This window comes from Streptomyces sp. NPDC111606 (assembly GCF_055656945.1).
On the sequence record NZ_JBVKBY010000011.1, the window covers coordinates 367,498 to 388,786 of the forward strand.

At 72.2% G+C, this 21,289-nt stretch carries 15 protein-coding genes; 4 read left to right on the plus strand and 11 right to left on the minus strand.

What is annotated here, in order from left to right:
- Window positions 1-2: 2 nt before the first annotated feature.
- The 7 genes from ACZ7M7_RS34590 to ACZ7M7_RS34620 all read right to left on the minus strand — a co-directional run bounded on the left by ACZ7M7_RS34590 (window position 3) and on the right by ACZ7M7_RS34620 (window position 13,008).
- Window positions 3-3,686 carry a tubulin-like doman-containing protein gene (locus ACZ7M7_RS34590; RefSeq protein ID WP_472123830.1) on the minus strand — a complete coding sequence of 1,228 codons (3,684 nt, stop codon included), beginning with the start codon at window positions 3,684-3,686 and terminating at the stop codon, window positions 3-5.
- 69 nt (window positions 3,687-3,755) lie between these two features.
- Window positions 3,756-6,080, minus strand: a complete 2,325-nt coding sequence (locus ACZ7M7_RS34595) for a VWA domain-containing protein (RefSeq protein WP_472123833.1) — start codon at window positions 6,078-6,080, stop codon at window positions 3,756-3,758.
- Between the two features lie 110 nt (window positions 6,081-6,190).
- The gene (locus ACZ7M7_RS34600; RefSeq protein ID WP_383607530.1) at window positions 6,191-6,742 is read right to left on the minus strand and encodes a Pycsar system effector family protein; all 552 of its coding nucleotides are present in this window, start codon (window positions 6,740-6,742) and stop codon (window positions 6,191-6,193) included.
- The gene (locus ACZ7M7_RS34605) at window positions 6,739-8,376 is read right to left on the minus strand and encodes a hypothetical protein (protein ID WP_472123836.1); all 1,638 of its coding nucleotides are present in this window, start codon (window positions 8,374-8,376) and stop codon (window positions 6,739-6,741) included. The genes ACZ7M7_RS34600 and ACZ7M7_RS34605 overlap by 4 nt, the downstream gene beginning before the upstream one ends.
- Window positions 8,369-11,146 (minus strand): hypothetical protein, encoded by a 2,778-nt coding sequence (locus ACZ7M7_RS34610; protein ID WP_472123839.1) that lies wholly within the window; start codon window positions 11,144-11,146, stop codon window positions 8,369-8,371. Before ACZ7M7_RS34610 ends, ACZ7M7_RS34605 begins: the two co-directional genes overlap by 8 nt.
- Before the next feature lie 5 nt (window positions 11,147-11,151).
- On the minus strand, window positions 11,152-12,066 hold the full coding sequence (locus tag ACZ7M7_RS34615; protein WP_472123842.1) for a nucleotidyl cyclase domain-containing protein: 915 nt from the start codon (window positions 12,064-12,066) through the stop codon (window positions 11,152-11,154).
- A gap of 219 nt (window positions 12,067-12,285) precedes the next feature.
- Entirely contained in the window at window positions 12,286-13,008 is a 723-nt protein-coding gene (locus tag ACZ7M7_RS34620; RefSeq protein WP_383607534.1) for a Crp/Fnr family transcriptional regulator, read from the minus strand.
- A 432-nt stretch (window positions 13,009-13,440) separates the two neighbouring features.
- Here ACZ7M7_RS34620 and ACZ7M7_RS34625 point away from each other — a divergent pair, with 432 nt between their 5' ends.
- Genes ACZ7M7_RS34625 through ACZ7M7_RS34635 form a run of 3 tightly spaced genes read left to right on the plus strand, consistent with a single transcriptional unit; the run spans window position 13,441 to window position 17,452 of the window.
- The gene (locus ACZ7M7_RS34625) at window positions 13,441-15,624 is read left to right on the plus strand and encodes an McrB family protein (RefSeq protein ID WP_472123845.1); all 2,184 of its coding nucleotides are present in this window, start codon (window positions 13,441-13,443) and stop codon (window positions 15,622-15,624) included.
- Window positions 15,621-16,880 (plus strand): McrC family protein, encoded by a 1,260-nt coding sequence (locus tag ACZ7M7_RS34630; RefSeq protein ID WP_472123847.1) that lies wholly within the window; start codon window positions 15,621-15,623, stop codon window positions 16,878-16,880. Before ACZ7M7_RS34625 ends, ACZ7M7_RS34630 begins: the two co-directional genes overlap by 4 nt.
- A gap of 14 nt (window positions 16,881-16,894) precedes the next feature.
- Window positions 16,895-17,452, plus strand: a complete 558-nt coding sequence (locus ACZ7M7_RS34635) for a glycoside hydrolase family 25 protein (protein ID WP_365058134.1) — start codon at window positions 16,895-16,897, stop codon at window positions 17,450-17,452.
- Window positions 17,453-17,524: 72 nt separating this feature from the next.
- Here the strand turns inward: ACZ7M7_RS34635 and ACZ7M7_RS34640 are convergent, their stop codons facing one another.
- Complete coding sequence (locus ACZ7M7_RS34640; RefSeq protein WP_369273514.1) at window positions 17,525-17,743, minus strand: EF-hand domain-containing protein; 219 nt, start codon at window positions 17,741-17,743, stop codon at window positions 17,525-17,527.
- 203 nt (window positions 17,744-17,946) lie between these two features.
- On the opposite strand from ACZ7M7_RS34640, the gene ACZ7M7_RS34645 reads away from it, so the two are divergent.
- Window positions 17,947-18,582, plus strand: a complete 636-nt coding sequence (locus ACZ7M7_RS34645) for a GNAT family N-acetyltransferase (RefSeq protein ID WP_472123851.1) — start codon at window positions 17,947-17,949, stop codon at window positions 18,580-18,582.
- A 25-nt stretch (window positions 18,583-18,607) separates the two neighbouring features.
- Here ACZ7M7_RS34645 and ACZ7M7_RS34650 read toward each other — a convergent pair whose 3' ends face one another.
- From ACZ7M7_RS34650 to ACZ7M7_RS34660, 3 genes are all read right to left on the minus strand, one after another.
- A complete protein-coding gene (locus ACZ7M7_RS34650; protein WP_472123854.1) occupies window positions 18,608-19,231 on the minus strand; it encodes an ADP-ribosyltransferase in 624 nt (207 codons plus the stop codon).
- 430 nt (window positions 19,232-19,661) lie between these two features.
- Window positions 19,662-20,165, minus strand: coding sequence for an ATP-binding protein (locus ACZ7M7_RS34655; protein WP_472123857.1), 504 nt, complete (start codon window positions 20,163-20,165; stop codon window positions 19,662-19,664).
- Between the two features lie 296 nt (window positions 20,166-20,461).
- Window positions 20,462-21,229 carry an enoyl-CoA hydratase/isomerase family protein gene (locus tag ACZ7M7_RS34660; RefSeq protein ID WP_383607539.1) on the minus strand — a complete coding sequence of 256 codons (768 nt, stop codon included), beginning with the start codon at window positions 21,227-21,229 and terminating at the stop codon, window positions 20,462-20,464.
- Window positions 21,230-21,289: the final 60 nt, after the last annotated feature.

The window sequence follows — 21,289 nt, forward strand, 5'->3', positions numbered from 1 at the left end:
GCTCACAGCACGTCTCCGTCCCAGGAGCCCCCGCGCCGGGCGGAGTCGTCGTCCCACGGCGCCGGAGGCAGGTCGTCGCGCTCCCGGGCGGTGGTCCGGCTGCCGTACTCCTCGCCACGCTCCCGCCGCCGAGCGCCCGGTGCGTCGCGGTCCTCGTCGTCCCGCGGGTCGTCGCCGCCGCTCTCGTCGTGGTCGCCATGTGCGCCGCGACGGCCCCCGCCGCCGCCGTCACGGGGCTCACCCCAGAAGTCCCGCTCCGCGCCCGGTTCTTCACGACGGCGCCCGCTGCCGGGCCGGTCGTAGTCGTCGTAGCCCTCATGACGGCTGTCGCCGCGTTCGCCGCCGTACGGGCCGTCGTCGTCGCCGTACCGGCCCCCACCCCGCGAGCCCCGCGCGTCGGCGTTCTCGTCCCGGTCGCCCTGATCGCGCCGATGGGTGCCGAGGGAGTCGAAGGAGTCGACCGGAGCGGTGCCGAAGTCGTCCTCCTGGGGGCGGCGGCGGGGTTCCGCGAGGCCGTCCGGGGTGCGGGGGCGGGTCGGCGTGCCGCCTCGGACGTGTTCCAGCAGGGTGCGCAGGGTCGGCTGGACGGCACGCTGGTCGCCGAACTCGGTGTCCAGGGCGGCCGGGAGGGTCTCCGCCCAGAACTCCCACAGCGGCCGCACCCAGCCCTCGACCCGCTCGCCGCCCTGTTCCCGGCGGTCCGCCAGCAGCTCCAGCTGGCGCGGGGCGATCTTCTCGACGAGGTCGACGAAGAGGGGGTGCGGTTCGCTGCCGGTCCGGGCGAGGCCCGACGGCTGGGCCCCCATCAGCTCACGGCAGTAGTCCTCGACGGTCCGCTCGTCGTCGAGGACCGTCCAGCGTTCGTACGCGCGCAGCAGCTCGGCCCAGCTGGACACACCGCCGGGGTAGTCCCCCAGCCGCAGCCGCACGCCGGGGACATGGGCGCCCTTCTCGGGGAACAGCCGCAGCCGCACCCGCTCCGGCGACGCGGGGTCGCCGTCCACCACGTCGACCTGGCCGTTCCACATGCAGCACAGCAGCCGGTGCATGATGACGCGCCGGTCCTCCTCGCTGCTCACCATCCAGCTGTCCCGGAAGCCGAGCCGCTGCCGCCACCGCAGGACGTCCTGGGCCTGCTCGGAGTCCTTCGCGCGGGCCCACTGGCGCAGCACCTTGCGGGCCTCGGGCACCTGGGTGAGGCTCATCTCGCTGCGGAAGAGGACCACGGTGACGGAGTCGCTCTCCACGCCCCGGTACTCCACCGAGTTCTTCGCGTCCGTCGGCAGCCGCAGCGTCTTGCCGAGGTACTCCTGCACCTCCTCCACGGCCTGCACCCGAGGATGGGTCACCAGCACCCGCAGCAGTCCGGTGCCCTCCGGGGTGAACCCGACCGGCAGCAGCCCGGCGAGCTTGCGGCCGAAGAGGTCGAGGGCCTCCTTGCTGACCTGTTCGGTGGCGTCCGCGTCACCCGCCGCGGCGGCCAGCAGCATGCCCATCGACGGCAGCAGCGGCCGCTCCTCCAGGTGCGCGCCGCTCTCCGCGAACAGCCGGGTGATCCGGGCCTCCAGCTGCCCCTTGACCCGCGCCACCGCGCCCTCCGGGTCGCGCCGGCTGAGCGTGTGGACCTGACGCCAGGTGTCGCCGTCGACCAGCTTCAGCAGCAGCGCGGCCTCGTCGTCGTTCTCCCGCAGCCCCTCGCGGCGGATGAGCCGGGTGACGACGTCCTCGTAGAAGTGGTTCAGGGTGCGCTGCGGCGGCAGCAGATACGAGATCCCGGTGCGGTCCTCGTACAGTTCGCGGCCCTTCTGCTCGGCGGTCTTGCGCTCCTGGTCGCTGTGCGTGCGGAAGGCGTTCACCAGGCGCACGATGTCGGCGCCGGCCGCGTCCGCGTGGGGCTGCCAGTGCTGTTGCTGCTCCCGCCAGGCCTCGTGCCACACCGTGCGGCAGCGCCACTGGTACCAGGCGTCCTGCTCCTGGATGGCCGCCTGGACGTCGTCGTCGCCCCAGCGGGCCGGTGCCAGGCCGCCCAACTGGCCCTTGATCCGGGGGATCTTGGGCGGCTGCTCCTTCACGCCGGGCGGGCGCTGCGGGGTGCGGGCGCGGTTGTCCAGCATGCCGAGGAAGCCGAGCCGGGCGATCGGCTCGTCGCTGTCGGGGACGCCCCTGACGACACGTTCGGCGAGGAAGGGGTCCACGCTCTGCAGCAGTTTGTCGATGGCGGGGCGCGGCGCGAACCGGTCGGCCATGGCCGTGGCCGCGCGGTCGGCCTCGGCCCGCAGGTCGGACAGCAGCCGCTGCATGTCCGCGACGCGCTCGCCCAGCGCCTGCTCGATGTTCTTGCCGCCGCGGGGCAGCGGATCGGGCTCGGGCACCGGCAACTGCCTGCGTTCCCACAGCTCTTCGAGGTGGGAGTCGGCGAACAGCTCCCGGATCATCGGCACCGCCCCGTCCCGCAGGGCGGCCCGCGGCCGCGCCACGAGATCGGTGACCGCGAGCCGCAGCAGCCGCCCGCCCACCAGGTCGGCGAGCTGGTCCATCGGCGCGGTCATGGACGCCACCAGGCTGGTGGAGACGCCCTGCCGGCCGATGCCGGTCGGGGACACGGCGCTGCGCTGCACGCCCCGGTTGATGAAGCTCGCGGCGAAGGTCGTGAAGTCGTCGTCGGAGGCCTGCTTGCGGCCCTGGACGCGGCCGTCGCCCAGTTCGGTGCCGATCAGCGACATCACCAGGGAGACGATGGAGCGGCGCAGGTCGTCGGCGCGGATGCCGGCGGTCGGGCTGAACAGGAACGCCGTGGGCAGGATGCCGGTGCGCAGCCGGATCGGCATCATGCCCGGGTAGCGGATGCCGAGGCCGACCTCGTGGTCGAGATCGCCGATCTCGGCGCCCTCCGACGGCGCGTTCTGCGTGTCGACCAGCCGGAACAGGTCGACCAGCGCCCGGGCCGCGTTGAGCTCGGCCTCCCTGCCGCCACCGGTGGCGGCGGAGAACGACGACGGCATCACGACCAGCGGGTAGATCTTCACGCCGTCGAAGCGGCGCAGTTGGAAGGCGTGGTTGATCAGGTGGAGGTAGTCCAGGAAGATCCCGGCGCCGGTGCCGCCGGCCACCGAGAAGGCGACGAAGACGTCGCAGCCGTTGACCTTGCCGCCACCGAGCTCGCTCAGCTCGCCCGCCGCCCTGGCCATCGAGTCGATCGCCTGCAGGAGCGGCTCCAGGACCGGGGCCAGGCTGTGCCTCAGGGTGGCGAACAGGGCGGCGCGGCCGACGGTGGGCAGCTGGCCCGCGCCCGAGTGCAGCGGGGTGACCTTCGGTTCGTCGATGCGCGGCGGCAGCCAGTCGGTGACCTCGTCGCGCAGAACGGCCCGGAGCATCTTGGTGACTTCGGGTGAGGCGTCGAAGTTCGGCAGCAGGTTGTGGGTGGCCCGGGAGGTACGGGCGTACGCCGCCCGCAGCGACGGATCCACATTGAACTGGGGCAGCCGGTGGAGGTCGCTCTCGCTGTAGTCCGCGTACACGAACTGCAGGCAGTCGGGCAGTTGGAAGGGGGCGTGGCCGTTCTGCCGGCTGAGCGCCATGCCGTCGGGGCCGCACAGTTCGGCGCGCAGTCTGCGTTCCAGTTCGGCGCCGACCAGGCCCCCGGTGCCGCCCAGGCCGACGAAGAGCATCGGCTGGAAGATCTTCATGGGTTTCCTCCCCGCTCTACGGCCGACACGGCCGCAGGTTCGTGCTGGGTACGTCCGTGGATGTGCGGGTCACAGGTACGAGGTGAAGGGGCTGTCGTTGCCGCCGTCGCCGGGGCCGGTCGAGGAGCCGGCGCCGACGGTGGCCCCCGCGGCGGTCGGCCTGCGGCGATTGCCGCGGCCCGGCCGGGTGTCCTCGCCCAGGGCGAGGCTCAGCGTGTCGGTCAGCTGGACCTGGCCGCCGGTGGTCAGCGCGGTGCGGCCGGCGCCCTTGGTGCGCAGCACCGCGCCGCCCTCACGGCTGCGCTGCACGGCGTACTGGCCGTGCGGGCGCCGCTCGATGCGCGGGCTGCGATGGGCCTCGACGACGGCGAACTCGTACCAGTGCTTGCTGTTGCCGTGGCCCGCCGGGTGCTCGTTGAGGACCCGGCCGTCCTCCGACACCAGTTGCAGCATCAGGCCGTAGGGGTCCTTGCGCCGGTTGCGCAGCTGCCGCCAGGCGACCAGGGCCGCGCCGGCGAGGGCGATCAGGACGGCGGCCGACACGAACGCCCACCAGTACTTCTCCCAGATCCCGGGCTCCGGCACCACGCGCACCGACAGCGGTGACCGTACGAGGGTGCGGTCGCCGTCGGTGGTGTCGACGGCGGTGACGGTGCCGGCGAGCTCCAGCCCGTCGTCGCCGAGGCGGTCGCCGAAGACGTCCGCGGGGGCCACCTCGACCTGCACCTCGCGGGTGCCGGACTCGCCGGGCTTCAGCGTGATCTCGGCGGGCTTGACGGTGAGCAGCCCGGACCGGAGGTCGGCCACGGACAGCCGCAGGGTGTGCGGGGTCTCGGTGGTGTTGTGCACGGCAAGGGTGCCGGTGACCGTGGCGCCGGGATGGGTGTCGGCGGCGGGCAGTTCGAGCGCGGCGGTGACGGGCAGCTCGCCGGGCGCGACCGTGCTGCCCTCGCTGCGGGTGTCGGCGCTGAGCCCGGAGGCCGTGAGGGTGGCGCTCACCTTCAGCTCCCCGTCGGCGTCCTTCGGGATCGTCACGGTGCCGGTGAAGGAGCCGTCGCTCGCCTTCGGGTCGGTTCCCTTGCCGGCGTCGGCGAGGTCGAGTGCCAGCGGGGAGAAGCCGTCCCCGGTCAGCTCGCTGCGTACGCGCAGCCCTTCGTAGTCGCGCGGGTCCTTGATCTCGTAGCCCTCACGCGTCTGCAGCCGCATGGTCACGGTGACCTTCTCGCCGGCCTGCGGCGAGGGCGGGTCCATGGTGATCGCGCCGCGCAGCTCGCCCTGCCACAGCACGCTGACGGCGACGGGCAGCGAGCGATGTCCCTCCGGGGCCTCGGCCTTCACCTTCCAGGTGCCGGGCAGCGGATCGACGATCTTCAGCGCCTCGACGGGTCCGGTGCCGCCGGCCAGCTCGAAGCGGGACTTCTTGTACGTCCCCGAGGTGGGGACCTTGTCGCCGCTGGGGTCGATGTAGCTGATCTTGACCTCGGGGTCGCCCTTGTCTACGACGATGCTGCCCACGGTCGCCAGCGGGGAGATGCCGATCTCCAGGGTGGCCGGGGGCCGTTTGCTGGGGCCCTCCTCGTGGCGCAGGCAGTGGGCCGCGGCGAAGATCCGCTCCAGGGTGGGGCCGACGTCCTTGGCCCCGTTGACCTTGTGGGCCTTCGGGGTGGCGGAGGGCAGTTCGACGCAGCCCTTCTGGTAGCCGCCGGCGGCGATCTGGTCGAGCTGCCCCTTGTCCGGGTCGGGCCCGAAGCCCAGCGGCCAGATCTGGACGTTCTGCGCGGCGGCGTCCTTCAGCGCCTGCTCCAACTGCCGTTCGCCCTCGGCCTGGCGGTGCGCGGGGTCGCCGTACTTGGGGCTGTCCTTGACGTCCAGCTTCCCGTCGGTCAGCAGGAACAGCACCCGGGGCTCCGAGGCGTCGGAGCCGTCGGACAGGTCGTGCACACCCTGCCGGATGGCGCTCGGGAGGTCGGTGCCGGTGCCCTCGCTCTCCTTGCGGCTGCGCAGCTTGCCGACGCACCTGCCGATCGTCTCGCGGCCCGCCGCGTCCAGCGCGGTGCGCGGGCAGACCGGGTCCACCGCGCGCTGGTCGGCGTTCTCGGCAGCGGCGAAGCCGAAGACCGTGACATGCGAGGACGAGGAAACGTCGCCCAGCGCGATGCGCGCGGCGGCGGCCTTCTCGGCCTTCATGTCCTCGGGCGCGAGGCTGGCCGACTCGTCCACGGCCACGGCGTAGTTGACCGCCGGGAACGCCGGTTCGGAGTCCGCCGCGGGCACCGGATCCTGACCGGCCGGCGCCAGCAGGGACGCGAACACCGCGGTGCCGCCCAGCACCGAGACCGCGGCGCGGCGCGCCCGGCCCCTTCGTGATTGCCGTCTTCCCGTGACTCTTTCCACGGCCGTCCCCTGATTCTCGGAGAGTCTCTGCTCTGCGTTGCGTCGGTTGCGTCGGTTGCTTGCGTTGCTTGGGGTGCTTGCGTTGCTTGCCTTGGCCGGCCGGTCGCGCGTCAGCGCGCGGTCAGCCCCCAGACCACGGCCAGTGCCGCCGAGGGGGCGAGCGAGCCCACTCCCCAGCGGATGGCCCGGTACTTGGCGGTGAGGATCGAGCTGACGTCCACGGCCTGGACGAGCAGCCACGCGGCCGGGTCGCGCCCGGCCTCGGCGACCCGGGCGGACAGCTCCGCCAGGTCGCGGGCGGCCACCAGATCGCCGAAGTACGTCACCTCGTCCTGGCCGCGGACCGTGCCGGTGCGCGGCATCAGCGCCCCGACCAGCGCGGACACCGCGACAGCCCAGAGCACCCCGGAGAGGATCAGCGTCACGTCGGCGAACCCGTCCCACCTCGGGGTGCCGTGCCAGCCGACCAGGAACGCGGGCAGCGCGAGCGTCCCCGAGAGCAGCACGGCCGCCTTGGAGTCGGCCCGGCCGACGTCCTCCCGGACGGTGTTCAGCAGCCGTTCCGCGATGTGCTCCCCCGCCCGGTCGTGGCGGTGCCGACCCCCGTCCGGCACGGGCACGACCGGGTCGGGGGAGGTGCGTGCCGCCCCGTCGGCGCTCATCGGTCCTCTTCCGCCCAGGACCAGCCGTCGTCCTCGGCACGTCGGCGTCGGCGCGGCGGCTCCCGGTCGTCGTCCACCGGGTAGAGCTCGGGCCGGTGCGTCTGGCGCCGGGCGGCCCGGGTGCGCGGGTCGTCGTATTCGGGTTCGTCCTGCGGGTGGTAGGGCTCCGGCCGGTAGGTCTGCCGGGGCGTACGGGAGCGCGGGTCGTCGTCCTGGAGGTCCGCTCCCGGGTACGGCTCGGGCCGGTAGGTCCGCTGCCGGGCAGGGGCGCGCGGCTCGTCGTGGTCGGCGTCGTCGCGCGGGGAGTAGGGCTCGGGCTGGTACGACGGACGCCGCGCGGGGACGCGCCGGTCGTCGTGGTCGTGGTCGTCCGCCGGGTAGGGGTCGGGCCGCTGAGTCCGGCGCTGGACCGGGGCGCGCTCGTCGTCGTGACCGCGGTCGTCCCCCGGGTAGGGGTCCGGCCGGTGGCTCGCGCGCCGCGTGCGGGCGCCCCGGGGGTCGTACTCGGCGTCGTAGTCGGCGTCGTAGTCGGCGTCGTAGTCCTCGCCTCCCCGGTACGGCTCCGTCCGGTCAGGGCCTCGGCGGTCGGGCCCCCGTCGGTCGGCGCCTCGGCCGTCGGACCGCCGGTCGGGCTCGCCCCGGGAGGGCTCGGCCCGCGGAGGGCGCCGCCTGGGTGGTTCGTCCGACGCCCAGTCCGGGTTGAACGGGCGGCCGGAGGACGCCTCCAGCTCCCGGGGCCGACGGGCCGGCACGGTTCCGATGGGGCCCACCATGGGCCGTCCGTCGCCCTGGTTCAGAAGGTTCAGGACCTGCGTCTCCACGTCCACGGTGGCGAGTTCGCCCCGCTGGGCCATGGCGAACAGCCGGGCGACCCGGTCCTTCTCGTCCTGTCTGCCCTCCTGGCGGATCTTCTCCAGGAAGTCCTTGGCCCCCTCGGGGTCGGCCGCGAGCATGAAGCTGAGCTGCTCCAGCTCCCCGCCCTGCAACATGCGCCGGTACGACTCCTGCCGCAGCCGGATCACCTTGGCCTGGGCGTGCGCGTCCCGTTCCTCGTCGGCGTGCTCGATGGTCCGGTCGTCCACGCGCAGCCGGACGTACAGCCGGACCCGCAGGCCGAGTTCGGAGCCGAGGTCGGCCCAGCGGCCGCCGGCGCACTCGCGTGTGATGGCGCGGTTGGCCTGTTCGGCCTCGGTCACCCGGTAGGTGGTGGTGACCTCACGCAGCCGTTCCAGCACCGGGGAGGTGAGCCGATTGGCGACGTCGGTGACGACCTCCAGGGCGGCCAGGTGCGGGTCGGTCACGGCCCACTGGATGTCCACCTCGGCCTTGAAGAAGGTGGTGCCGCCGGCAGCCGGGAGTTCCATCTGGAGCGGCGTCACATAGGTGCCGAGCGCGATCTCGCACATGCTGTGCGTCCGGGCCAGCACCGGCCTGTCGACATGCTGGACCCCGGAGGCCCTTTTCACCGTGTAGCCGCCGTTCCGGTAGAACTGCACCAGCGCCGACCGGGGGCTCACCTTGGGGAACCCGTCCGTCAGCGTGTTGAAGTCCCGAAGGAACGGACCCGCGGGCCCGGCGGGGTCGGGGCCGACCGCCTCGTCCCCGTCGCGCGCCTCGTCCTCGTTCTCAGCCATACCGCTCCTCCTCGCGGGTCCTCTCCCGGCGCAGCCGGTCCTGTCGCGGCCACTCCTGACGCGGCCTGTCCGGGCCCGGCCGGTGCGGACCCGGCCACTCCTGACGCCGCCGGTCCTGGCGCGGCCCGTCCTGCCTCGCCCGCTCCTCCGGCGCGACGGCGAGCCACCACAGGTCGCGTGCGTCCGCGTCGGGGAGCGGCTTCTCCGGGTCGCTCATCATGCGGCGCAGCAGCCAGTCCAGCCGCCGCCGGTCGTGCTCCTCGGTCGCCAGCGCGGGCAGCAGCTCCGCCAGCCCGGGCCGGGTCCACTCGGTGCCGTCCTTGCGCACGGCCGACCGCAGCAGTTCCTCCAGCGCGTCCATCGCCACATCCTTCGACCGCGCCGTGTTCAGCGCGGTCCACATCAAGTCGGCCATCGGCTCGACGAGTTCGGGCCGGATGGCGGCGAGGGCCAGCGCGACCGGCCAGTCCCCGCGGTCCGTCCAGGGGGAATCGCTGTCGTCGTCCCCCAGGGAGTCGGGGTCCATCAGCAGCTCGTCCACCGTCGTCAGCGCCAGCCGGACGGTGGCCGCGAGCCCCAGGTCCTGGTACGGCTCGCGCTTGTGGTGGGTCCACTCGGCCATCCGCGCCAGCACTTCGGCGGCGTCCGGCAGCACCAGCAGCCGTACGACGTTGTGGGAGGCGACCGTGACCAGTTCCCCCTCGTCACGGACCCCGATGCGGGCCAGGGCGTCCAGGATGTCGTCCGTGGTGGCCGCGGCGTTGCCGTAGCCGAGCGCCCAGGCCGCGCTCCAGCGCTGCGACGGGGTGCCCTTCTTGCTCCAGTCGCCGATCAGCCGGTGCACGGCCTTGCGGTGCGAGGCGTGGCCGGCCGCCTGGTCCAGCGTCGTGGCCGCGAAGATCAGCCGGCGGTTCGTGGTCGCCTCGGCGAGCGGGCGGATCAGTTCCGTGTAGCCGTGGTCGAAGTCCCGTACGCACAGCTCCCCGGCCGCGACCGCGGCGCGCATCCACACCTGGTCGCGCGGGTCGTCCGCCAGCAGCCGCAGCCAGCGCACCACCGGCGCCCGGACCGGGAAGTGCCGGTCCCACAGCTCGGTGAGCACCGCGGACGGCAGGGCGGAACCCCGGTACCAGATCAGCCGGGCCGGCACCTCGTGCCCGTCCACCTCGACCTTGCCGTCGGTGAGTTCGGCGCGCGAGAGCGCCCGGTCGGCTTCCGGGTCGTCGCAGAACAGCGGGCGGGCCGGGGTGCTGTCCGGGTCCGACTGCACGGACAGTTCCCAGGTCAGCAGGTGCGCGGCGGCGGCCACGGCACTGTGCGAGGCCCCGCCGAGGACGGCGAGGGCGATCCGGAACGCCACCGGGTGGAACAGCGTCGCCGTACCCGACCGTCCCGGGTTCCGGTCACCGCGCTCCGCCTCGGCCGTCCGGGCCGTCAGCGCCCGGTCCACGCCGGCGAACCACTCCTGGGCCTGTACGGCGGCCAGGCTCCGGCAGCCGTCCAGCAACGCGTCGCGGGAGATGTCCCCCAGCACATGCCCGGCCAGCAGCGATGCGAGCAACTCGGCCTCGGCGGGCCGCAGATCCTTCAGCCCGACGGCGTCCTTGACCTCCGCCCGGTCCGCGAGCCGCTCGGCGCGGGCCAGCAGGTCGGCGGGCGCGGTGTCGTCCGCCCCGGTCCCGGCGGCGTGCTCCTCCAGCCGCTCACGCAGCCGGGTTGCCAGGAGCTCCTCGGTCGGCGCGGGCGGGCAGATCATGCCGTACCGCCCGGCCAGCAGCGGATTCGCCGCCGACCCGACCGTCACGACGATCACCGCGAAGGCCTCGCAGCGGGCCAGGGCGGCCGCGAGCTCGTCCAGGTCCATCTCGTCCGGGGGCAGCGCCCCGGGCCGGGTGAGGGACAGCTCCAGCAGATACCCGACGCCGGGCCGCGCCTCCTCGCCCTCACCGCCCCGCGACTCGTCCAGCGACGCGGCCAACTGCCGTACGCCGCCGTCCGGATCGACCCTGAGCACCCGGGAGCCGGCCGACGGCTCCGCGGCCGGGCAGGTGCCGGTGCCGTTCGCCGCGGAGGTGGTGATTTCGTCGAGGAGCGACAGCGCGGTACTGGTACGTCCGGTACCGGGCGCGGCACCGAGGACCAGCAGCCGCTGGGCGCGGAGCGCGGTGCGCAGCTGGACGTACCCCTCGGGTTCGACGTGGGCGCGGCGGAGCCTGCGCAGTTCGTCCTCGGGCACGGGTCCGCTGCGCATGCCCGCGCCGGACCGGCGGGCGCCGAGCCGCAGGTTGATGTCGCCGATGTGGGCGTTGTTGAAGTACGAGCGGTCGAAGCGGTGCAGGTCCCGGCCGACGTCGAACAGCAGCCGGGTGGCCCGGCGGGTGCGTGCGGCGGCGGCGAGGTCGGTGGGGCCGTCCTCGCCCTGGTCCTCGGCGAGGGGATCGCGGGTGTACGCCTTGAACCGCCCGGCGGCGCGCTCCCGTTCCTTCTCGCGCTCGTCCTCCTCGTCGTCCGCCTCGTCCTCGGCGGACTTCTCGTCGTCGTCCTCGCCCTCGTCGTCCCGGCCCTTGTCGTCCCGGGCCTGCTTCTTGCCGTCCCTGGCCGGCTTCTTGTCGTCGCCGGACTTCTTGTCGCCGGCCTTCCTGTCCCCCGCCTTCCTGTCCCCGGACTTCTTGTCGTCGGCCTTCTTGTCGTCGGCGTCGGACGACCGGCCGCCGGCCGGCTTCTCGGGGGCGTCGTCGGCCGCGCCGCCCGCCTGCTCGTCGTCGCTCACCCGGCTCAGCCCCTCCCCTGCTCGGCGTCGCGGTCGGTGTTCCGGCCGATGTGCACGTCGCCCCGGTAGTCGTTGTGGTGGTGATGGGACATGTCGCCGATGACGTTGTAATGAATGCCGACGCCACCGGGCCGATGACCGGACATGCCGTCGCCGACGACCTCGAACTCGTCGTTGTCGTCGAAGCCCTCGCCGTCGTCGAACTCGTCGCCGTCGACGGCGTGCAGGGGGCTGCCGACGGCAGCGGATGACGACGGCGAAGGTGACGGTGACGGCGAAGGCGAAGGCGGTGCAGGCTCGGGCTCCGGGATCACCGGAGCGGTCCGCCCGGGCAGATGGAACCAGGCGGTGACCTCGCCCTCCTTCAGCTCCAGCCGGGCCGGCGAGTAGTGCGCGGGCTCGATGAACTTGCCGCCGGCGCCGACCACGTCGTCGTACAGGGACTGGGACGTCACCAGCACCAGGTCGGCCTTCTCGGCGTCGAGCAGTCCGCGGGCGACGGAGGAGTCGGCCAGCCGGCAGGCGAGGTCGACGGCACGTCCGCTGATGCCCCGGCCGTCGTGCCGGACCGGTCCGACATGCATGCCGATGCGCAGCCCGAGGGGCACGGCCAGGCCGCGGTTCTCGTCCCGCAGCTTCTCGTGCACCTCGATCAGCCACAGGCCGAGCAGCCGGCTCGCCGCGATCCGGCCCGGCACCGACAGCAGCACGCCGTCGCCGCGGTCCTCCAGGTGTACGGCGTCCCGGGCCACCTTGGCGTGGGTGAACGCCGTCTCCAGCACGCGGTAGATGCGCTCACGCATCCGCACCTTGTCGACGTCGTCGTAGGCGCCGGAACGTCTGGCGTCGACGCTGATCACCAACTCGTAGTGCGCTTCGGTGATGTCCAGAGCGTCGTGGTTCACCCGTGCCCCCTGCATGTTCCGTCCTTGCCGAAGAGTGGTTCGTCGTGCCGAAGAAGTGGTTCGTGGTGCCGAAGAGAGGTCGTTCGCCCCGGCGAAGAGGTCGTGTGTCCCGCCGGGAAGTGGTTCGTCCCGGCGAAGGCGTCGTCCGTCCTGCCGGAGAAACGCTCCGTCCCTTCAGCGTCGGGCCGGGGAGGAGTGGCGTCTGTAGCCGTTTACACACGGCGGGGCGGGGGTTTACTCCTGATGACCGTCCGCGAGCAGGGCCAGCAGGGCGGGGTCGAGGATCTCGACCATCCGGTTGCCGGTACGGACGATGTGCTGCGTGCGCAGGAGGCGCAGGGCCTTGGCGACGGCTTCCCGGGTGGCGCCTATGGTGGCGGCCAGCTCGTCCTGGGCCAGGTGCACGACGGGGCCGGAGGCCGAGGGGTCACTCGAAGGACCCGCGCGGGAGGGGGTGTACGGGCCGGCGCGTTCGGCTCCCGAGAGTTCGATGAGCCGGCTGGCCAGGCGCTGGAGCACGGTGAGTGAGGCGAGCGCGGACCGCTCCTGGTCGGCGCTGCGGAGGCGGAAGGTGAGCTGACGTATCACCAGGCCGCTGACCCTGGGGTGCAGGGCGAGAAAACGGCGAAACGCGTCCCCGGATATGACCTGGGCCTCTATCGCGCCCAGCGCACGCACGGTGGCGCTGCGGGGATGCGGGTCCAACGCGGCCATCTCCCCGAGGAGTTCACCCGGGCCGCGCAGGCCGAGTATCAGCCGGGTGGCCCCACGGTCCGTCACCACGGACACCGTCACCCACCCCCGAATGATGATCACGACATGACTGGACCGGTCGCCCTCCGTGAGGAGATGGGCGTCGGCCGGGAAGTCCTTCCGGCTGCCGAGGGCCATGACGCTCTCGCGCTCCTGAGCAGTCAGAGCCTGAGCGAATGCCAGCTCATTGCCGAGCAGTCCCATGGCCGGTCCCCCGCCGCATTCCGGACGCCTGGATTTTCGATGGGTGTTGATGCTGGCAGAGCGATGTTCCGGCTCGAGTGAATTGCGCCACACCGGGGGTACTGACCGGTACTTGAGGAATGCCAGGTAGATCACCCTGTCCTCGACATCGCGCTCCACCCCACTCAGGGGGCGCACATCATGGAGCGTGCGCCCCCTGTCTGCGCCTTTGGGAATGACCTTGAGGTCAAACCCGGCGCACGAACGATCGTTCAACCTCAAGGCCGATAATCGGCCGACCGAGGAGGAGTTGGCGCAAACTCGGGTTTGTGGCGCGGATGCCTTGGTGGCGAGGTGAGGGCGATGTGAGCGGACGGTGAGTCGACCGATCCGGGGACGCCCGCCCAAGGCCCCTTCTAGGCTGGGCACTTCGAGCGCGAGGGGGTGAGCGGCATGGCAGGACGACCGGAGAGCGCCGCCGGGGTTGTGGCGGCGGTGCAGCGGATCTTCCGGGGCGGGCTGCTGAGCGGGCAGTCGGCCCTCGGGCGGGACCTGGAGTCGTGGACCGCGGCGACCGCCTCCGACTTGCGGGCCCGCTTCGTGGACCGGCCGGACTCATCGTCGGACACGTTCCTCGTCAAGCTGCGGCGCCAGCTCGACGGCGCACCCGCGGCCACGATCGCCCTCGCGGCCGAGCTGCTGTTCGTGAACATGGCCCCGCTGGTGCCCGAGCAGATCGGGATCAGGAAGAAGCTCCAGATCCTGGACGAGGTCCTGTCCTGGGCCGGCCTGGACGCGGCGACGATCGACGTAGACCTGGAGACCTCACTGGCAGGCTTCCTGCACGGCGGACAGGGCTTCCTGAACTACCGGTGGGCGCAGTTCCAGATCCTGGTCCTGCTGGTGGAGCGGATCGCCGCGAGGCCACTCCCGGAACGGGAGGCGCTGCTGAACGACCCGTGGACGCTGCGGGACGAGTGCCTCGACGTGCAGCGTTCGGTGGGTCACAAGAAGGGCCGCGCCCAGATCCACGTCCTGCTGTACACGCTCTTCCCGGACACCTTCCAGCCGATCGCCAGCGCCTACCACAAGCAGGAGATCGTCAAGGCGTTCGCGGGCGAACTCCCGCAGCCCTCCGGCGACGACGACCGCGACCTGCTGGAACTGCGCAGGACACTGGAGGAACAGACCGGCGAACGCGTCGACTTCTACGACGAGCCGTGGGTGCGCCGATGGCGCGCGGGCACCGTCGAGCACGAGCAGCGCGGCTGGCTCGTGCGCGGCTACAACGTCGACGGACGCAACTTCATCCCGGCCTGGATCGAGCAGGGCTACTGCTCGGTGTCCTGGCGCGAGGTACCGCAGATCCCCGCCGACTCCACCAAGCAGGAGGTCCAGCGGGCGGTCGCCGACGCGATGCCGGACGCCAGCACCCAGATGCGCGGCCAGGCCGCGTACCAGCTGCACGTCTTCCTCACCGTCATGCAGCCCGGCGACCTCGTGGTCACCGTCACCCCCGACGAGGTCCACGTCGGCACGGTCCAGGGCCCCGCGACGTACGACCCCTCCGACGGCCTCGACAACGCCCGTCGCCGCCAGGTGAGTTGGGCGACCGCCGGGCGGCCCCTCAACCGCGCGGAGCTGCCCGAGACGGTGCAGGCCCGGCTCCCACTGCCGCCCACGGTGTACGACATCAGCAGCGTGGCCGCCGAGCTGGCGGAACGCGCGGGGCTGGAGGACGTCGTGGCCGAGGAACTCGTCGACGTCGATGTCACCAAGCCACTCGAGCTGCCACCCGTCACCGAGGAACTCGCCACCCGGCTGCTGATGCCGCTCGACTGGCTCAGGGAGACGGCCGAGCAGCTCCGCGACCAGGGCCAGCTCGTCCTGCACGGCCCGCCCGGCACCGGCAAGACCTACCTCGCCCGCGCCCTCGCCCGGCATCTGGCCGGCCCCGACCGGGTGGAGCTCGTGCAGTTCCACCCCTCCTACACCTACGAGGACTTCTTCGAGGGGTTCCGGCCCGTGCGGGGCGAGGACGGCTCGGTGGTGTTCGACGTCCTGCCGGGCCCGTTCAGGCTGCTTGCCGAGCGTGCCGCCAAGGACCCGGCGAACCCGTACATCCTGATCATCGACGAGATCAACCGGGCCAACCTGGCCAAGGTCTTCGGCGAGCTGTACTTCCTGCTGGAGTACCGCGAGGAGCCGGTCACCACCCAGTACAGCCCGCACGACCCCTTCCACCTGCCGGGCAACCTCTTCCTCATCGGCACGATGAACACCGCCGACCGCTCGATCGCGCTCGTCGACGCGGCCATGCGGCGCCGCTTCGCCTTCCGCCGGCTCTCCCCCGAACAGCCGCCGGTCCACGGCCTCCTGGACCGCTGGCTGCGCGACCGCGGCCTCCCCTCCGCCCCCGCCCGGCTGCTGGACGAACTCAACGCGCGACTGGGCGACGCCGACCGGGCCATCGGACCGTCGTACCTGATGAGACGGGGCGTGGACCGGCCCGAGGTGCTGGATCTCGTCTGGCGCACCCAGATCCTGCCGCTGCTGGAGGACCAGCTGTACGGCACGGGAGTCGACGTGGAGAAGGAGTACGGCCTCGACTCCCTGCGTACGGCGCTCGGCTCGTGACCCACCTGGACCTGGAGGTACGGGAGACCGGCCCCGGCACCGTCCGGGACCTGACCGCCGACCAGGTCGCCGGCCTCATCGGCGTGCCGGGGCTGCTGCGGCTGACGCCGGCGGCAGGCGGCCGCTGGCGGCTGACCGGCAACCAGAAGGTCGGCCTCGTCCGGCTGCGCACCCCGGCCGGCGAGGCGATCCGGCTCCACCTGCGCCCCAAACTGGCCGTCAGCGACCTGCTGTTCCTGCTCACCCACTCCCCGACCGACCCCTGGCACCCGGACGAGGTCACGGCCGCCACCTCGAACGACCTGCTGCCGGCCCTGGCGGAACTGCTCGCCCGCACCGCACGCCGCACGCTGGACGCCGGAGTGCTGCACGGCTACCGCACGGTCGAGGAGGAACTGCCCCTGCTGCGCGGCCGGATCCGCACCGCCGACCAACTGCGCCGCGTGGGCATGCCGCTCCCGGTAGCCGTCCGCTACGACGACCACACCTCCGACATCGCCGAGAACCGCATCCTGCTCGCCGCCCTGCACCTCGCCGCCCGGCTCCCGGGTGTCCCCGTCGGCACCACCCTCGCCCTGCGCCACCTCGCCGACCACCTCTACGGCGTCCGGCCACTGCACCCCGGCGCACCACTGCCGCACTGGACCCCGACCCGCCTCAACTCCCGCTACCGACACGCGCTACGCCTGGCGGAGCTGCTGCTGTCGGCACGTTCCGTACGTCCGGACGGCGAGGCGAGCGTGACGGTGGACGGCTTCCTGCTCGACATGCCGAAGGTCTTCGAGCGCTTTCTGGAGGACACCCTGCGCGCGGCCCTCTCCCCCCAGGGCATCCGATGCGCCGCCCAGGAGGGCCACCACCGCCTCGACGAGGCCGGGCAGGTGCGCTTCCGGCCGGACCTGGTGCTGTACCGCTCCGGCCGCCCGGTCTCGGTCGTGGACGCGAAGTACGCCCACCTCGACACCACGCCCCGCACGGAGCACATGTTCCAACTGCTCGCCTACTGCACGGCCCTCGGCCTCCACCAGGGCCACCTGGTGTACGCGGCCGCGTCCCAAGGCTCCCCGAGCGCCCCCACGCACCACACCATCCGCCGAGCCGGCATCACGATCACGACCCACGCCGTCGACCTGGCCCAACCCCCCGCGGACCTCCTCAGGACGGTCACGGAGCTGGCGACACGAATGGTGATGTTCCGCCCCCACGAAGCAGGGGCATACACCAATTCCAACTCCTATCCCCCCACTGACACTTGAAGGAGTCTCCCCCCATGCTCCGCGGCATCGATGTAAGCGCGTACCAGTCCTCGTCCTACGACACGGACGGCCTCTCCTTCGTCTTCATCAAGGCGACGGAGGGCCGCTCCTACATCAACCCCAAACTCACCGCCCAGACCAAACGCGCCCGCGACGCCGGCCTGGTCGTCGGCTTCTACCACTTCCTCTGGCCCGGCAACCTCTCCGCCCAGGCCGACTACTTCGTCAGCAAGGCCCCCGAGAAGGCGGGCGACATCCTCGCCGTCGACTGGGAGACGACGAGCGAGGGGACACATGCGAGCAACGCGGAGAAGGACCTGTTCATCAGGAAGGTGAAGGAGAAACGACCGAACAATCCGGTCGTCCTCTACGCAAATCGCCACTACTGGCTCAACGTCGACACCACGTCGTATGCCGGCGATGGGCTCTGGATCGCCGACTACGTGACCGCAGGCAAGCCCCGCATCCAGGCGAAGTGGCGCTTCCACCAGTACACGGACAACCCGCTGGACAAGAACGTCGCGAACTTCGCGAGCAAGGCCGCTCTGCGCGAGTGGGCCGAGAACGCCTGACCACACTTCCGGCGGCGGACATGGCGAAGGGGTGCCCTCCGCCGCTCGGGCGGAGGGCACCCCTCCCGCACGTCACTTGTTCAGGTAGGACCAGAACTCGTCGAACGACAGCAGCTTGTCGCCGTTGAGGTCACGGCTCTTGATGATCGCCTCGGCGACCGCCTCGGTCACGTTCCAGTCGCCGCCCTGAGCCAGGGCGGACTTGAATTCGGCGGCGGTGATGGTGCCGTCCCCGTCCGCATCGATGCGCTCGAACTGCTTGCGTGCTTCCTCGATGTCGATGTGCGTCACCGGTCCGCCCCTTTACTCGCGTCTGCTCGCGTCTGTCGTGTTGTGCTGGCTTACTGCCGCAGGTCAGATTAACCGTCCGCCCACGCCTCCAGCCCGTCGACCACCCACCGGACTCCACGCGGCGCCCGGTGCCGGCGTCGGCGATGTCTGGGAGTGTGGGCCCAGTAGTGGGTGACGGCTCAGGGAGTGGGACGGGGGCGGCCGTGGCGGAGACCTTGCGGGAGATTCTGGAGGCTGTGGCGCGGGGGATCTTCCCGCCCGCGGACGGCCGTACGACGGTAGTGCCCCAGCCCTCCGCCCGGAACGCGGGCGTCCTTGCCTTCACGGCGCACTCCGTCGTCTTCACGGACGAGGATCCTGACTGGGTGTACGCCGCCCTGCGCGACGTCGGCTGCGACGCCCTGGCCGCGGCGATGAATCCGCGCTTCCTGGCGGCGCTCATGGAGCGGACGGGGCGGGCGTCGGAGACCATCGACGCGGTCCTGGTCGGCTCCCCGCTGCCGGGTGAGCCGCCCATCGCACTGAAGGAGATCGAGGACGCCGAGCATCCCCGGGTCGTCTATGCCCGACGCCGGCGGGACGACGTACGCGCGTGGGCGGCGGACGGTGGCGTGCTGGTGACGGGGCGCGGGGTCGCGGGCCGCCTGGAGGTCTCGGTCGAGGTGGACGAGGGCGTACGGCACCGGGGGCTGGGGCGGCTGCTGGCGAGCGCGGCCCGGCATCTCGTCGAGGAGCCCCTGTGGGCCCAGGTCGCGCCGGGGAACGCCCGCAGCGCGCGGGCGTTCCAGGCGGCCGGCTACCGGCCGGTCGGCGCGGAGTTGCTCCTGCACGCCTGGTAGGGGGCAGGCCGTCAGCTCCAGACCGTCAGTGCCAGGCCTCGAAGTGCGGGTTGCTCCGGCAGTCGCTCATGATCTCGACCTTGGTGGCTTTGTCCACCGGGCAGGCGCCGATGACGTACGTCCGGTCGATGCCGCCGGGGAAGGCGACCTCCACCTGGTCGGCCCATTTGTGGGTGTCGCCGATGGTCTTGTTGACGTCGATGCCGCCGGGGGCGTCGATGTAGTAGTTCCAGCCCGACTTCCACCACGTCTTGTACAGGTCGTGGTCGTAGGTCGTGGAGACGTACGGGGAGGGCTGGTTGACCAGGACGTACTGCTCCAGGTCGTACTGGCCGTCGACGACGTCCCTGGGCCGGAAGCCCTCCTCGAAGACGATGTCCGGGCCGCGGCCGTCGGCCCGGTAGAGCGTGCCGCAGCCGGTGCGCCAGGCCGGGGCGGGGGTGATCCGGTCGACGTCGACGCGGCGGTCGGCGGCGGCCTTGAGCCTGTCGTCGTACTGGACGGGACAGGCGACCGGGGCGACGGCCCTGACTGCGGCCGGGCGGGCCGGGGCGGGGGACTGCGGAGCCGTGGCGGCCGTCGTGGCGAGGATGGCCGAGAGGGACAGGACGGCGGCAGCGGCCCGCCGCCGCAGGCGAGTTGTGATCATGGGAAGCACGATCCCGGGCCCGTGACGGCGCGGCACGCATCGTCACCCGTACGGCGGCGTGTCCGCTGACCGCCGGTCAACCGGCCGCCCACCGGCGGAAGATGCCCGTGTGGCCGAGGGATTAGCGGCCCGGCCGCGGGTAGACGGCGAGGCCGTGCGGGCCGCTGCCGACGGAGATACGGGCGAGCTGTTCGCCGGTGCGGGTGTCGAGGGCATCACCACCCTGACGCCTCCCCCATCGGGCGCCGGGCCGAGCCGTCGTCGCGGCGACGGCCTGACGGGCTGGGGTGCCGGGTGTCGGCGTCGGGAGAAGGCGAGTCGGGTGGTGGGTGGGCATCGGTGCCGGGGAGGGTCAGGGGGCGGAGCCCCTTGGTACGTCGGCGGCAGGGGGATGGGCCGCCGCAGTCGGCTCAGCCGCCGGAGGTACGCGTCAGCGGTCCGCCACCCGCATCTCGAACCATGTCGTCTTGCCGCGCGGCAGCAGGTCCACGCCCCAGCGGTCGGAGAGTTTGTCGACCAGGAACAGGCCCCGGCCGCTGATGTCCATCTCCTGGACCGGCATCAGACAGGGCAGCCCCCGGGACGGGTCGCGGACCTCGATGCGGATCCAGCCGCGGCGGCGGCGCATACGGAGGCCGAAGACGCGGGCGCCGGTGTGGCGGACGGCGTTGCCGACCAGTTCCGAGACGAGCAGGACCGCGTCCTCCGTCATCTTCGGGGTCAGGCCCCACTGGCGCAGGACCACAACCTGCGTCAGTCGCCGCGCCGTGGCGGCGGACTCCGGACGGGACGGGAGCGGAACCTCCGCCTCCGTGGGATTGCCGAACAACTCCAGCGCCTTCGCAGCAGTTTCGTCCTCGACCGTCGGCGACCAGCGCGCCGCGGTCGCACGGCCGTGTCCCCGCGGCTGTTCGATACCCTCCAGCCCCGCCATGCCCCCATCATGGCCGCCCGCGGGGCCCTCCGGGGCCGTTCCGCAGGAATACTTCCCCCGGAAGCGGTCATTCCGCAGGGCACGGTTGGCATATGACGGGGGCAGTTCGGAGCCGTCCGCAGCCCACCTGAGCTGCGGCGGAGGGTCCGCTTGAGGCAATCGACAGGCTCCCTCGACAAGGCACGCTTAAGGCTGCCTTAAGGCTGCCATAAACCGCCCCATCGAGGGACCCGGATCAGACGTCCTGTCAATTGCAAGTGGTTCGACGGAGTTTCAGACCGGGAATTTCCCGACGCTCAGAGGAACTTGGCCTTGCCCGGCCCCTCCTCCACGAAGCTCCGCATCCCCCGCTCCCGGTCCTCCGTGGCGAACAGGCCCGCGAACCAGCCCCGTTCCACCGCAAGGCCCGTCTCGATGTCCGTCTCCAGACCGGTGTCGATCGACTCCTTCGCCGCACGCAGCGCGATCGCCGGACCCTGCGCCAGCTTCGCCGCCCAGGCGTGCGCCTCGGCGTAGACCTGGTCCGGCGCCACCACGCGGTCCACGAGGCCCAACTCCCGCGCCTCGTCCGCCTTCACCATGCGGCCCGTGAAGATCAGGTCCTTCGCCTTCGAGGGGCCGATCAGCCGGGCCAGCCGCTGGGTGCCGCCGGCGCCCGGGATCAGGCCGAGCAGGATCTCCGGCTGGCCCAGCTTGGCGTTGTCCCCGGCGATGCGGTAGTCCGCGCACAGCGCCAACTCGCACCCACCGCCGAGCGCGTAGCCCGTCACCGCCGCCACGACCGGCTTCGGGATGCGGGCCACCGCCGTGAACGACTCCTGCAGGGCCCGGGCGCGCAGGACCATCGCCGCGTGGTCCATGGCCTGCATCTCCTTGATGTCCGCGCCCGCCGCGAACACCTTCTCCCCGCCGTAGATCACCACGGCCCGTACGTCGTCACGACGGCCCGCCTCCTCGGCGAGCTCCTTGAGCCGGTCCTGGGTGGCGACATCCAGCGCGTTCATGGGCGGTCGGTCGAGGCGGAGGGTACCGACACCTTCGGCGACTTCGAGATTCACGGTCATGCCAGCAGGTTAACGGGGACTAACGGGTACGGCCCCGGTGCCGTACCTCACAGTCGAGGC